This window comes from Dolomitihabitans soli, from assembly GCF_022213955.1.
In the GTDB taxonomy this organism is placed as follows: domain Bacteria; phylum Actinomycetota; class Actinomycetes; order Streptosporangiales; family Streptosporangiaceae; genus Streptosporangium_A; species Streptosporangium_A soli.
In genome coordinates this window covers 32,020-45,455 of sequence record NZ_JAKNTW010000001.1, presented here as the reverse complement: position 1 = coordinate 45,455, position 13,436 = coordinate 32,020, and the positions used below count along the sequence as shown (strand labels likewise).

Sequence of the window (13,436 nt, the reverse complement as noted above, 5' to 3'; positions counted from 1 at the left end):
CGACGCGACCGGGCACCGGCGACGGGTCATCGGGGCAGCCCCAGGACGCGTTCGGCGATGATCGTGCGCTGGATCTCGTTGGTGCCCGCGTAGATGGGGCCCGCCAGGGAGAACAGGAAGCCGTCGAGCCAGCGCCCGTCGTCCTCGGCGTCGGGGGCGGCGGCCGACAGGGGGCCGCGTTCGCCGAGGAGCCGGAGGGCGAGGTGGTGCATCCGGACGTCCAGCTCGGACCAGAAGACCTTGCCCATGCTGGCGGCCGAGCCAATCTCCTGGCCGGCGGCGATCCTGCGGGCGGTGGCGTAGGTGTGCAGCCGGTACGCCTCCGCGTCGAGCCAGGCCCTGGCGACCTCGTCGGCCAGGACGGGGTCGGCGTCGTTCGCGCGGGCCAGGCGGAGGAGCCGGTCGGCGGTGGCCAGGAACCTTCCGGGGCTGCGGAGGGTGAGGCCGCGTTCGGAGGAGGCGGTGGCCATCGCGATCCGCCAGCCCTGGCCGGGTTCGCCCAGGACCTGGTCACCGGGGACGAAGACGCCGTCGAAGCGCAGTTCGGCGAAGCCGGGGGCGCCGTTGAGCTGCGTGATGGGACGCACCTCGACCTCGGCGAGCGGGAACAGGAAGTAGGTCAGGCCGCGATGTCTCTCGCCCGGCGGGCCGGTGCGGAACAGGCCGAAGCCCCAGTCGGCGTGGGAAGCGCGGGAGCTCCACGTCTTGTGGCCGTGCAGCCGCCAGCCGCCGCCGGCGGGTTCGGCCCGTGCGGTCAGGGCGGCCAGGTCGCTGCCCGCCTCGGGTTCCGACCATGCCTGTGCCCAGATGTGGTCGGCCCTGGCCATTCCGGGCAGGAACCGGTCGCGCTGCGCGGCGCTGCCGTACGAGAAGAGGGTGGGGGCCAGCAGGAGGATGCCGTTCTGGGTCACTCGTCCCGGCGCCCCCGCGGCCCAGTACTCCTCCTCGAAGACGAGCCATTCGATCAGGCTCGCCGCCCGCCCGCCGTACTCCCGGGGCCAGGAGACGGCCGACAGGCGGGCGTGGGCGAGTTGCCGTTCCCATTCCCGGTGCGCCTCGAACCCGGCGCGGGTGTCCATGGAGGGCAGCCGTTCGCGTGGCACGTTCCCGGCCAGCCACTCGCGCACCTCGGCCCTGAACTCCTGCTCCGCCGCCGTGAAGTCGAGATCCACCTCGCCAACCTAGCGCACGCTTGGCAATCGAGAACAGGGGTCGCCCGTGATAGTTGAAAGGCGTACTGTCATGGATATGGCTGCAACCCAGGACACGGTGCACTGGCGAGGCGTGCACCACCTTGCGCTGGTAACCGATGACATGGAGTCGACCGTGCGCTTCTGGCACGGCGTACTCGACGCGCGCCTGGTCGCCACACTGGGCATCCCCGCGTTCCGGCACTACTTCTTCGAGGTGGGCCCGGGACACACCGTCGCCTTCTTCGAGTACACCGACCAGGAGCTCGACAGCTTCGCCAAGCCGGCCGGCGTGCCGTACGCGAAGGCGGCCCAGTTCGACCACCTGTCGCTGCACCTGCCCGACGAGGACGCCCTGCTACGGCTCCGCGACCGGCTCAAGGCGCACGACTGCGAGGTCACCGACGTCATCGACCACGGCACCATGCGCTCGATCTACTTCAGCGACCCGAACGGGATCGCGCTGGAGGCGTCCTGGTGGCCGCTCGACCCGACCGGCAGGCCCGTCGACTACGGTGACGAGCGGCTGTTCGGCGACGCCGACCCGGTGCCCGCCGTGCGCGAGCTGCGCGAGAACGGCGTGCTCGGTCACACGGTGAGCACGAAGCTGGTCGACGGGATCATCGAGGACCTGCGGCGCGAGGGCATCGAGCTGGACGGGACTCAGCCGAGGTAGGCGGCCCGCACCACCGGGTCGCCGCGAATCTCGGCCGGGGCGCCCGAGGCGATCACCCTGCCCAGGTCGAGCACCAGGAGACGGTCACACGTCTCCATCACGAAGCCCATGTCGTGCTCCACGAGCAGCACGGTGGTGTCGAGGGAGGCGATGATCTCCTTCAGCCTGGCCGTCTGGCCGGCGTCCAGGCCGGAGGTCGGCTCGTCGAGCAGGAGCAGGGACGGCCGGTCGGCCAGCGCTCGGGCCAGCTCCACCAGCCGCCTGCGGCCCACCGGGAGCGCGGCGGCGTAGGAGTCGCGCGAGTCCTCCAGCCCGCACAGCCCGAGCACCTCCGCCACCCGCTCCCGCCTGGCGCGCTCCCTGACCGCGCGCCCCGGCCAACCGGCCAGGTCGGCGGGCAGCCCACCGCCGCCGCCCCGCCACTCCATCGCCGCCAGCACGTTGTCGGCCACGGTCAGCCGCCCGAAGACCTGCGTGCGCTGAAACGTACGGCGGACGCCCTGCCTGGCCCGCCGTACGGCAGGCATTCCCGTCACGTCCCTGCCCGCCACCCGCACCCGGCCGCCGCCCGGCCCGCGGAGGCCGGAGATCACGTCGAAGAGCGTCGTCTTGCCCGCCCCGTTCGGCCCGATCACCCCGCAGACCTGGCCGCCGGGCACCTCGAAGGTGACCCCCGCGAGAGCCCGGACCCCGCCGAAGGACACCGACACGTCCTCGACCGCCAGCATGACTCAGGACACCCCCAGATAGGCCGCGGTGAGCCGCTCCGCGTCGACGTCCGCGCGCGGCCCGGTCCAGGTGACCCGGCCGAGACGCATGAACGCCACGGTGTCGGCCAGTTCCAGCACCGAGGTGGCCTTCTCCTCCACCAGCAGCAGGGCGACGCCCCGCTCCCGCAGCTCGGCGAAGACCTCGAAGATCTGCTCGGCGACGAGCGGCGCGAGCCCGAGCGAGGGCTCGTCGGCGATCAGCACCAGGGGCGGCCGGATCAGCGCGGGGGCCAGTGTGAGGAGTTGCTGCTCGCCACCGGACAGCACGCCCGCCGCGAGCCCGCGCCGCCTGGCGAGCTGCGGCAGCCGCTGGTAGACGGGGTCGGGGTCGGCCAGCCAGGTGCGCAGGTTCTCCTCCACGGTGAGGCCGGGGAAGACGCCCCTGCCCTCCGGAGCGAGCAGCACCCCGGCGCGGGCTCGGCGGTGGGCGGGCCAGGTGGTCAGGTCGGTCCCGTCGAGGAATACTCCGCCGGCGGTCACCGGCACGTCCCCTGCCGCGACGGCGCAGGTGGTGGACTTGCCCGCGCCGTTGACGCCGAGCAGGGCGACGACCTCGCCCGGCCGTACCACCAGGTCCACTCCGCGCAGGACCGCCACCTCGCCGTATCCCGCGACCACGCCCTCCAGCCGGAACAGGCCCCGTGCGGGCGCGACGTCCCGGATCTCCGGCCCGCCGTTCCCCGCGACCGGGCTCCCCGCGAGCGCGGCGTCCCGGAGCCCCTGGCCGCCGTCCCGCGCGGGCGCGGTGGTCCGCGGCTCCGGGCGTGTGCCGCCGACCACCACGCGTGCGCGGCGGAGACGGCGGCGGTGACGCAACTCGGCCAGCTGGGCGAGCACCCCATCGGGATGCCGGGCCAGGATCATGCCTCCGGTGCCGAACAGGATGGCTCCGACGTGCGCCGAGACGTCCCAGCCCGCCAGCAGCTCGGGAAAGATCGCGGCGATCAGCCCGCCGAGCACCGCGCCGCCGATCCGCCGTACTCCCTGCAGGACCACCACGGCCAACCAGACGAATCCGGCGAACGCCGGCAGGTCGGTGGCGGTGACCGAGCCCTTGGAGGTCGCGTACAGCACGCCGCCGAGCCCTGCTGTGGCCGAGGCGAGCGCGAACAGCATGATCTTGGTGCGCGGAGCCGAGATGCCCGACGTGGTCGCCGCGGCGGGGGCCGAGCGGACCGCGAGGATCGCCCTCCCCGACGCCGATCTCTCCAGGTTCCGCACCAGCAGGCCGACCAGCCCGATCAGCGCCAGCAGCAGGACCACGCGCACCCGGGGATCGGTGGTGTCGGCGAACCCGAAGCCGATCGCGGGCAGCGGCCAGCCGATCGTGCCGTTGCTGAACGCGTCCACCTGGAACAGCACCTGATCGGCCAGCAGCGCCAGGGCCAGCGTGGCCAGCGTCAGAACACGCCTGCCCAGACGCAGCGCGGGCAGCGCGACCAGCACCCCCACCGCCGTCGCGCCGAGCACCCCGAGCCCGATCGCCAGCGCGAACGGCCATCCTGAGGAGAAGGCCCAGCCGCAGGTCAGCGCCGCCATCGCGGCGAAGGACGCCTGGGCCAGGTTGACCATCCCGCCGATGCCCGTGACCACCACGAACGAGCAGAAGATCAGTGCCAGCACCAGCCCCTGGGCCACCACGCCCACGTAGAAGTCGTCGGCCGGCCGGGTCAGGGTCCACAGCAGCAGGACGGCCAGGGCGAGGGCCCAGGGCAGGCGCCGCCGCCACGAGGGCAGCCCGGCCAGGTGGTCGGGCGGCGGCGAGTCCTCCGCGACCGACCCCGCGACCCGCTCCTTCGACCGGTTCAGCAGGACGAGCCCGGCGAACAGCAGGATCACCGGCACCGCCGTACGCAGCCCGGTGATGTCCTCGGCGAAGTCGGCGTAGCCCGCCACCAGGTTCTGCACCACCCCCAGGGCGAGCCCGGCGGCGAAGGTCCACGGGATCGACCGGAGCCGCCCGAAGACCGCCGCCGTGGCCGAGACGAACAGCAGCACGGTGAAGGCCGTCGAGTCCAGGCCGAGCGTGGCGACCGCCAGCACCCCGGCGAGCCCGGCGAGCGTCGAACTGAGCACCCAGGCCACGGCCGAGCAGGCGTCCGCGTCGATGCCGCGCAGCGTCGCCAGCCGCCGCCGGTCCACCGAGGCCCGCATCCGCAGGCCGTACGGCGTGAGCCGCATGAACGCCCACAGCCCGGCCGCGGCCAGCGCCGCGAAGGCGAAGGTGATGAGCTGGTCGGAGTCCAGCCGGATGCCGCCGAAGGTGAACGTCTCCGCCGGGTAGGGGCCCAGGCCGTGCGGCAGCGAGGTGGCGTCGGCGCGCGGCAGGCCGAGCGGTTCCGCGACCAGGTCGACGAGCAACAGCCCGAGGGCGGGCAGCGCGATCGTGAGCCCGATGGTGCCGACGATCTGCGCCGTCTCCCCCGCCCGGGCCAGCCCCCGGAACATCGCCCGGTGCAGGACATAGCCGAGCGCGGGCGAGAAGACCGCGACGGCCACCGCCCCCGCCGCCCAGGCGGGCCAGCCGACACCGACGTTCAACTCGAAGAAGACGAGCGCACCGAGGAACCCGATGGCGCCGTGCGCGAAGTTGAACACGCCGGTCGCCGAGTACGAGAGGGTCAGCCCCGAGGCCATGACCGCGAAGACGGCCCCGGTGACCAGGCCGCTGAGCAGATAGCCGAAGAGCTCGGTCATGCCGTCACTTCAGGGGGACGTTGTCGAAGCACTTCATGTTCCTGGCCACCTTGAACACGCCGCCCTCCAGCTTCACCAGGGCACCGCAACCGTTCGGCTCGGTGTGGTCCTTCGGGTAGGTGATCCGGCCGAAGCCGGGATTGGCGTAGCTGAACCCGCCGTTGGCGATGGCGAGGAACTTCTCCCTGGTCACGTCCTTGCCCGTCTGCTGGAGGATCTTCAGGAAGATGTCGGCGGCCCAGTAGCCGATCGCGAGGTGCTGGGTGAGCGTGGTGCCGGGGGCGGTCTTCTCCACATCGGCTCTGAGCTGGGCGATCTCCGGGGCGTCCGACTCGAAGGGCTCGAACATCGGCGCGGCGATGACGCCTTCGAGCGCCTGCGCGGTCGCCGGATCCCGCAGGATGGCCGCGTCGTAGCTGGTGGCGTCGGTGAGCACGCCCCGGTAGCCCGCCTTCTTCAGCGCGGAGTAGAGCCCGGTGTTGAACTTGGTGCCCGCGATGATCGAGACCAGCACGTCCGGAGGCTTGCCGCCATTCGAGGTCATGATCTTGTTGACGTACGGGAGCCAGTCGGGCGGGGGCGCCGCTCCGGGCAGGCCGGAGTTGAGCCCGACCACCTCGAAGCCCGCGGCCTGGAAGGACTGGGAGATGGTCTTGCCGCCGTACTTGCTGCCGCTGGAGTCACTGGTCTGGACGTAGACGGTCCGGCCCCGCGCGCCGCCGAGCAGCGCGGCCATCTGATGGCCCCACCACGTCTGCGAACCGGCGCCGGGGGCGGGGGCGAGGCAACCGTTGTAGCCGAACCCGGTCGTGGTGCCGCACCACTGCGGGCCGGTCGCCCAGCCGAACCACGGCACCCGGGTCCGCTCCAGGAAGACGGCCCCGCCGAAGTTGGGCGCGTGCACCGGGACCAGGGCGAACACCTTGTCCCGCTGGACCAGCTTCTTCGCCGCCGCGTCTCCCTTGGCGGCGTCCTGGTTGTCGTCCTCGGCGCCGGCGAACTCGATCGTCCGCCCGTTGACGCCGCCCGTGGCGTTGGCCCGCTCGAACCTGGCCCGGGCGCCGATCTCGGCGTCCTTGGTGGAGTAGCCGCTGGCGCTGGTCTTGGTCAGAATGCCGGCGATCTTGATCGTCGTCGCGGTCACGCCGGCCACCGCGTCCCCGCCGCCCGCCGCCCGCTCGGCCGCGCAGCCGGTGGTGGCGAGCGCCACCGCCGCGGCCAGGCAGATGAGTCGTCTCATGTCACTCCCTGGAGCCTTGGCCTAGCGCTCGCTTGGTGCGGTCAGCGTAGGTTCGGGTTTCGGAGGTGTCAACGGACGACCAAGCAACTGCTTGCTACTGACGCCGGGCGTCGCTAGCGTCACTCCTGACGAACGGAGCAGGCCGATGCTGATGCGCGCCGCCGTACTCACCGCCTTCAAGAGCCCCTTGGAGGTGCGCGAGGTGGAGATCGCCGACCCGGGACCCGGCGAGGTGCGGGTCAGGATCGCGGCGTCCGGGGTGTGCGGGTCCGACATCAAGGCGCTCGACGGCAAGAGCCCGATCGTGCGCCGCCCGCCGTACATCCTCGGGCACGAGAGTGCGGGAGTGGTGGAGAGCGTCGGCGAGGACGTCACCCGGGTACGGCCGGGCGACCACGTGATCATCGCGATGAACGGGCCGTGCGGGCGGTGCCGCAACTGCGTCGGCGGCCGGTTCCACCTGTGCTCGGCGCCCGAACGGATGGCGGCCGTCTCCGGCACCATGCGCGACGGCACCACCCGCGTCCGGGTGGACGGCGAGGGCGCCCGCACGATGATCGGGATCGGCTCGTTCGCGGAGTACGCCGTGGTCAACGAGCCGATGTGCGTCAAGATCGACAAAGGCCCGTCGCAGGCCAGCATGTGTCTGCTGGCCTGCGGCGTCATCACGGGCGTCGGCGCGGTGCTCAACGTGGCCCGGGTACGGCCCGGCTCCAGCGTGCTCGTCGTCGGCTGCGGCGGCGTGGGGCTCAACGTCGTGCAGGGAGCCGTGCTGGCCGGAGCCACCACCATCGTGGCCGCCGACGTCAACGAGCGGAAACTGGCGCTGGCCACCCGGTTCGGAGCCACCCACGCCATCGTCGCCGGAGACCTCGCCACCCAGGTCGGCGAGATCGTCAGGGGTGGCGTCGACTACGCCTTCGACGCCACCGGCGTGGCGGAGGTTCTCGGCCGCGCCTTCGCCGCCACCCAGCCGGGCGGCACCACCGTGATGGTCGGCAGCCCGCCCCCCGGCGACCCGCTGACCATCGAACCCGGCCTCCTGTTCGCCTCCCGCCGGCTCATGGGCACCCAGGGCGGCGACGCCTCCCCCGCCCGCGACCTCCCCATGCTGGCCGGCCAGTACCTCCTCGGCCGGCTCGACCTCGACGGCCTGATCAGCGAACGCCTCCCCCTCGACGCCGTCAACGACGCCATCCGGCACACCAGGGAAGGCTCCGTGGCCCGCACCGTCATCACCTTCGACTGACCGCGACCGCTCATCGGGTCGCGGCCGTGACCAGCTCCCGCTTCTCCTCGACGGGATCGTCCTCGGCGTGCGCGGCGATCGACAGGGGCGGCAGGATCCGGTCGAGCCAGCGCGGGCACCACCAGTTGAGCCTGCCGAGGAGGACCATGGTGGCGGGCACCAGGAAGCCGCGGATGATCGTGGCGTCCACCGCGATGGCGACCGCGAGCCCGACGCCGAAGACCTTGACCAGGGGATCGGGGTAGGCGATGAAGGCGACGAAGACGGCGACCATGATCAGGGCCGCGGATGTGATCACCCGGCCGGTCGAGCCCAGCCCCTCGGCGACCGCCCGCCGGTTGTCACCGTGCCTGAGATACGCCTGCCGTACCGAGGTCAGCAGGAACACCTCGTAGTCCATGGACAGGCCGAAGAGGACGGCGAAGAGCATCAGCGGGACGTAGCCGTCGATCGGCACCGGGAAGAAGAACAGGCCGACGTAGGAGGAGTCCAGGCCGGGTGGCGGGTCCATGCCGACGAGCCGGCTGCCGAGGCCGAGGGAGAAGACGAGGGCCAGCGCGCCGAACGCGGCCCCCAGCGAGACCAGGTTCATCAGCGCGGCCTTGATCGCCACCAGCGGGGCGCGGAAGGCGAGCAGCAGGAGCAGCGCGCTGAGCAGCACGACCACGCCGATGACCAGCGGGGTGCGCTCGGCGATCCGGTCACCGGCGTCGGTCAGCCCGGCGACCTCACCGCCGACGTGCACGTCCACGCCGGGCATCTCGATCGCCCGGACCGCGCGCACCACGTCGGACGCGCGCGGGTCGCTCGGGGCGTAGTCGGGGACCGCGCGCAGCATCACGGTGTCGCCCGCGGTGTTCAGCTCGCCCGGAGCGACGTGTGCCACCCCGTCGATGTGGGCGACCCGCTGTTCCAGCAGCTGCACGACCGGGTCGGCGGGCTCGGTGTCGGCCACCGCGCGGTCGAGTTCGGCCATCACGACCAGCGGCCCGTTGATCCCCGGCCCGAAGCCCGCCGCCATGAGCTCGTACGAGCGCCGCTGGGTGGACTCGCGGTCGCTGTACCCGTCGTCGAGCGGGCCGAGTTGGAGGGCGAGGGCGGGCGCGGCCAGGGCGGCGAGCACGACGACGGTGAGGGTGAGCACCCGCCAGGGGCGCGCCGCCACCCAGGTGCCGAGCCCGGCCCAGCCGGAGTTCGCGTGCGCGCCCGAGCGGCGGGGCCCGGCGAAGGGCACACGCAGCGCGTTGATCCGGTGGCCGAGCAGTCCCAGCAGGGCGGGCACCAGGGTGATCGAGGTGAGCACCGCGCACACCACGGAGATGCCGGTGATCCAGCCGAGCGTTTGGAGCAGCGGGAACCCGCCGAACATGAGCGCGGTGAGCGCGATGATGACCGTGCCGCCCGCGAAGACCACCGCGCCGCCCGAACTCGCCACGGTCCCGCGTACCGACACCAGCACGGGCACCCCGTCCGCGAGCAGCTTGCGGTGCCGCGAGAGCAGGAAGAGCGCGTAGTCGATGCCGACCCCGAGGCCGATCATCGTGGCCATGATCGAGGCTTGCGAGGGCACGTCCACGACGTGCCCGAGCATGCCGATCACGCCCAGCCCCACCGCGATGCTGATCAGCGCGGCGAAGATCGGGATCAGCGCGGCGACCACCGTGCCGAAGGCGAGCAGCAGGACGAGCAGGGCGCACGCCACCCCGATGATCTCACTCGGGCCGGTCTTGATCTCCTTGTCGGCGGGGGTCGTGGAGTCGGCGGGCACCACCTCGATGGCGAGCCTCCTGGCCGGTTCCGCCGCCGCCGACAACTGCCGGGAGACCTCTGCGATCTTGGATGGATCGTGCCCCTCCAGCTTCACCGTGATGTAGGCGATCTGCCGGTTCGCCGCCATTCCGCCGATCCGGTAGGGGGTCTGCACCTCCTTGACGTGCGGCACGGCGGCGACCTGGTCCATGGCCCGTTCCACGGCCCGCATCCGGGAGGGCGTCGTCAGGTAACCGTCCTCGGCGTAGAGCACGAGCTGGACGGTGCCGCCCGCGCCGTACCCCGGGCCGAAGCCCTCGCGCATCAGGTCGTGCGCGCGCTGGGCGTCCGTGCCGGGGATCTCCACGTTGTTGCTCACCGGCCGCCCGAAGATCATCGGGCCCGCCGTCAGCGCCGCCGCGGCGATCACCCAGAGCGCCAGCACGGTCTTCCCGTGGCGTGCGCACCAACTGCCCAGCCGTCCAAGCAATCCCGTCACCGCGGCCCCCACGCTCGTTCCGTTCCGCCGTGCAGAACGCAACCAAAGGGTAAGGGTGATATATCCGGCAGGTCGTATTTCATCAGGAAATGAGACGATCACCACACGATCAAGAAGATCCGCCCGGCACCCACCCTCACGACCAGGCCGAGACGACTGACACGATCAACGTGACTCGCCGGCGCCCACCCGCACAACAGGGCCGGGACGACTGGCACGATCAAGGGGCGGTCGGCTCCGCTGAGGGGTCGGGCGACTCCCCCGGACCCGGCCCGCCCGTGCCCTCGACGCCGACGGCGATCACGACGGCACGTCCGGGACCGGCGCAGCCACCCGGCGCCGGCCGCTGCGCGAGCACCACGCCGACCTGGGCGGGAGACTCGACGATCCGCGGACGCACCCGTACGGCGAGCCCGGCCCCCCGCACCGCCTGCTCCGCCTCCGCCTGCCCCTGTCCCACGACTCCCGGCACGGCGACGCCCTGGCGGGCGACCACCAGCGCGACGGCGCTCCCTCCGGCGACCCTGCTCTCCGCCGCCGGCCGGCTCTCGATCACCTGCCCCGTCGACTGGCCGGAACAGGCCCTGGTCACCTCGCCGACCACGAGACCCGCGGTCGTCAGGGCCGACTGGGCGGCGGGCCACTGGAGGCCGACGAGTGCCGGCACCCGCACGCCCGCCGACACCTCCAGCCGGATCCGCGTCCCGGCGGCCACCGCGGAACCCGCCGCGGGGACGACGGTGAGCACCCGGCCGATCCGCTCGGCGGAGTCGATCTCGGCGATCGGACCGGCGGCCAGTCCGGCCCGCTTGATCGCACGCACCGCCTCGGCGCGGTCCAGGCCGACGAGTGCGGGGACGTTCACGGTCGCCGTCCCCGCGGTCGGGGTGGGGGCGGGCGCACTGCCGGCGAGCCGGGGAGGCGCGCTCGGTTCGTCGTCCGGCGGACCGCTGTCGGCCGGGGCCGCGGCGGTGGCGGTGGCCGTGGGGCCGGACACCTGGACGCCGCCGGGCCGAAGCTCGCCGGAGTCGTCGCCGGTCAGGGCGGGCACCAATACCGTCACCAGCACGGCGGCGCTGACCAGTAGCGAGCCGGACACCGCCATCGAGGCCCGGCTCGCCCGGCCCGGATGGGTCCGCGTGACCTCATCCTCCGGCCCGGACCGCCCGCCACCACCTCGGGATCCCGCCCGCGCCAAGCCCGTCGTCCAGCCCGCCCGGACCTCGTGCGCCTCCCCGCCCGCCCGGACCTCTGGGAGCGAACGGGCCTCCCCGTCCACGCTCTCCGCGACCGAGTAGGGCTCCCCGGCCGATAAACCCGTCCGCCCTTCCCCGGCCTGCCCGGCCGGGATCACACGAGCCGCCATTCCCAGACCCGCCGGGACCGCTTGAACCTCCCCGGCCTTCCCCTCGGAGGCCGCATCGGGGTCCGCGTCGGGGTCCGAGCCGGCGTGCCCGAAGAAGTCCGCGTCCGGGTCCGAGGCGGCGTCCCCGAAGGAATCCGCGTCGAGGTCCGTGCCGGGGTCCGCCTCCCCCTGAACGGCGGGAGCCTCCGGCGCGGACAGGTAGAAGGCGGGGCCCGAGGAATCCGACCGCTCGGGTACGGGAACAGGCGTGGGTTCGCCCAGCAGGGTGAGCAGCAGTTCGCGACTGCCCGGACGCAGGGCCGGGTCCTTGGCCAGGCACCGCTCGACCAGTGCGCCGAGTTGCCCGGTGAGCGCCCCGATCACCGGCCGCGCGGTCAGGATGCGGTGCATCACGGCGGCGATGGAGTCGTGACCGAACGGCGGACGCCCGTTGGCGGCGAAGCAGATGGCCGACCCCCAGGCGAAGACGTCGGCGGCGGCGGTGATGTCGCCTGCGGAGATCTGCTCGGGCGCCATGTAGGCGGGTGTCCCGGCGCCCCGCCCGCTCAACGTGGCGGCGGCGTCGAGGGCGCGGGCCAGGCCGAAGTCGATGACCCGCGGCCCATCGGGTCCGAGCAGGACGTTCTGCGGCTTGAAGTCGCGGTGCACGATCCCGGCCTGGTGGATCGCGGCGAGCGCGGTGGCCGTGCCGATCGCCAGGCGTTCCAGCGCGCCCCCCGACCGCGGCCCCGCCAGCGCGACGTCACGTTGCAGTGTGGGCCCGTCGACGTACTCGCTCACGATGTACGGACGTCCATCGGCCACCCCCGCGTCCAGGACCTGGGCGGTGCAGAACCTGGCGACCTGCTTGGCCATCTCGATCTCGCGCAGGAACGCGGCCTCGTCGGCGCCGACCGGCGCGTAGAGGAGCTTGACGGCGTATCTCTCGCCGTCGGTGTCCGGACGCGTGGCGAGGTAGACCGCGCCCTGACCGCCCTCGCCGAGGCGGCCGGACAACTCGTATCCGCCTAACCGCCCGGGATCCCCCGTTCTGAGCGGCTGCGCATGCGGCACGCCGTCTCCCCTCGCCGCGTCTCGACCCCCGACCCCCTCCACTCAAGGGGGTGCCGCCCTCACCCGTCAACGCCCGCACATGTCATGTAACCCGAAAGACAGGCAGATACCGGGCATACTCATCGAGTACGGCGAGCACATCGGCGTCTCCGGGCACGTTGAGCACGACCTCCTCGATCCCCAACTCGGCGAAGTGCTCAAGTTTCCCGGCGCTCGGCAGCGTGCCGAAGGGGATCACCGCGGCCATCGGCCGTTCCGCCTCCTCGCACGCCCGTCTGAGCGCGGGCAGCGCGGCCTTGATCCCGCCGCCGCCGATCGGCAGCCACCCGTCGGCGTACTCGGCCACATGGGCGAACAGCCGGGGACCGGCCGCGCCGCCTAGATGGATCGGCGGCCCGCCGACGGGTTTGGGCCACGACCACGACGGCTCGAACCGGGTGTGCCGCCCGTCGAACCCGGCCACCTCCCCGTTCCACAGCGCTCGCATCGCCAGCACGTGCTCACGCGCGACGTCCCTGCGCGTGCCGTACGGCACGCCGTGGTTCTCGATCTCCTCCACGTTCCAGCCGAAGCCCAGCCCGAGCGCGAACCTGCCGCCGGAGAGGTGGTCGAGCGTGGCGATGGCCTTGGCCGTGACGATCGGCTCGCGCTGGGCGGCCAGCAGGATCCCGGTGCCGAGGGTGATGCGGCGGGTGACGGCGGCGGCGAAGGCGAGGGCGACGAGCGGGTCGAGGGTCCGTTTGTACTCCTGCGGCAACTCGTCCTGGCCGGCCGCCGGCGGGGTGCGGCGGGAGACCGGGATGTGGGTGTGCTCGGGCAGGTAGAGGGAGGAGAAGCCGCGTTCCTCCACGGCCACGGCCAGATCGGTGACCGGCATCGACCGATCGGTGGCGAACATCGTCACGCCGAGCCGCATTCCCGCCTCCCTCAACCCCTCCTCGACCAAG

At 72.8% G+C, this 13,436-nt stretch carries 9 protein-coding genes; 2 read left to right on the top strand and 7 right to left on the bottom strand.

Annotated elements, in window-relative coordinates; genetic code table 11:
• Positions 1 to 26: 26 nt before the first annotated feature.
• Complete coding sequence (locus MBA17_RS00185) at positions 27 to 1,172, bottom strand: acyl-CoA dehydrogenase family protein (protein WP_238494126.1); 1,146 nt, start codon at positions 1,170 to 1,172, stop codon at positions 27 to 29.
• 76 nt (positions 1,173 to 1,248) lie between these two features.
• Here MBA17_RS00185 and MBA17_RS00180 point away from each other — a divergent pair, with 76 nt between their 5' ends.
• Positions 1,249 to 1,866 carry a VOC family protein gene (locus MBA17_RS00180; protein WP_238494125.1) on the top strand — a complete coding sequence of 206 codons (618 nt, stop codon included), beginning with the start codon at positions 1,249 to 1,251 and terminating at the stop codon, positions 1,864 to 1,866.
• Here MBA17_RS00180 and MBA17_RS00175 read toward each other — a convergent pair.
• The 3 genes from MBA17_RS00175 to MBA17_RS00165 are packed head-to-tail and all read right to left on the bottom strand — an operon-like array spanning position 1,854 to position 6,573.
• Complete coding sequence (locus MBA17_RS00175; RefSeq protein ID WP_238494124.1) at positions 1,854 to 2,594, bottom strand: ABC transporter ATP-binding protein; 741 nt, start codon at positions 2,592 to 2,594, stop codon at positions 1,854 to 1,856. The two genes, MBA17_RS00180 and MBA17_RS00175, sit on opposite strands and share 13 nt — an antisense overlap.
• 3 nt (positions 2,595 to 2,597) lie before the next feature.
• On the bottom strand, positions 2,598 to 5,333 hold the full coding sequence (locus tag MBA17_RS00170) for an ABC transporter permease subunit (protein ID WP_238494123.1): 2,736 nt from the start codon (positions 5,331 to 5,333) through the stop codon (positions 2,598 to 2,600).
• Positions 5,334 to 5,337: 4 nt separating this feature from the next.
• Entirely contained in the window at positions 5,338 to 6,573 is a 1,236-nt protein-coding gene (locus tag MBA17_RS00165) for an ABC transporter substrate-binding protein (RefSeq protein WP_238494122.1), read from the bottom strand.
• Positions 6,574 to 6,718: 145 nt separating this feature from the next.
• On the opposite strand from MBA17_RS00165, the gene MBA17_RS00160 reads away from it, so the two are divergent.
• The gene (locus MBA17_RS00160) at positions 6,719 to 7,822 is read left to right on the top strand and encodes an alcohol dehydrogenase catalytic domain-containing protein (RefSeq protein WP_238494121.1); all 1,104 of its coding nucleotides are present in this window, start codon (positions 6,719 to 6,721) and stop codon (positions 7,820 to 7,822) included.
• A 10-nt stretch (positions 7,823 to 7,832) separates the two neighbouring features.
• Here the strand turns inward: MBA17_RS00160 and MBA17_RS00155 are convergent, their stop codons facing one another.
• From MBA17_RS00155 to MBA17_RS00145, 3 genes are all read right to left on the bottom strand, one after another.
• The gene (locus MBA17_RS00155; protein WP_238494120.1) at positions 7,833 to 10,070 is read right to left on the bottom strand and encodes an MMPL family transporter; all 2,238 of its coding nucleotides are present in this window, start codon (positions 10,068 to 10,070) and stop codon (positions 7,833 to 7,835) included.
• A 220-nt stretch (positions 10,071 to 10,290) separates the two neighbouring features.
• Positions 10,291 to 12,489 (bottom strand): serine/threonine-protein kinase, encoded by a 2,199-nt coding sequence (locus tag MBA17_RS00150; RefSeq protein ID WP_238494119.1) that lies wholly within the window; start codon positions 12,487 to 12,489, stop codon positions 10,291 to 10,293.
• A gap of 82 nt (positions 12,490 to 12,571) precedes the next feature.
• On the bottom strand, positions 12,572 to 13,405 hold the full coding sequence (locus tag MBA17_RS00145) for a TIGR03619 family F420-dependent LLM class oxidoreductase (protein WP_238494118.1): 834 nt from the start codon (positions 13,403 to 13,405) through the stop codon (positions 12,572 to 12,574).
• Between the last annotated feature and the right edge of the window lie 31 nt (positions 13,406 to 13,436).

Coding starts and splice junctions, on each gene's coding strand:
- MBA17_RS00180 (WP_238494125.1), top strand. CDS start 1,249: ATGGCTGCAACCCAGGACACGGTGCACTGGCGAGGCGTGCACCACCTT.
- MBA17_RS00175 (WP_238494124.1), bottom strand. CDS start 2,594: ATGCTGGCGGTCGAGGACGTGTCGGTGTCCTTCGGCGGGGTCCGGGCT.
- MBA17_RS00170 (WP_238494123.1), bottom strand. CDS start 5,333: ATGACCGAGCTCTTCGGCTATCTGCTCAGCGGCCTGGTCACCGGGGCC.
- MBA17_RS00165 (WP_238494122.1), bottom strand. CDS start 6,573: ATGAGACGACTCATCTGCCTGGCCGCGGCGGTGGCGCTCGCCACCACC.
- MBA17_RS00160 (WP_238494121.1), top strand. CDS start 6,719: ATGCTGATGCGCGCCGCCGTACTCACCGCCTTCAAGAGCCCCTTGGAG.
- MBA17_RS00145 (WP_238494118.1), bottom strand. CDS start 13,405: ATGCGGCTCGGCGTGACGATGTTCGCCACCGATCGGTCGATGCCGGTC.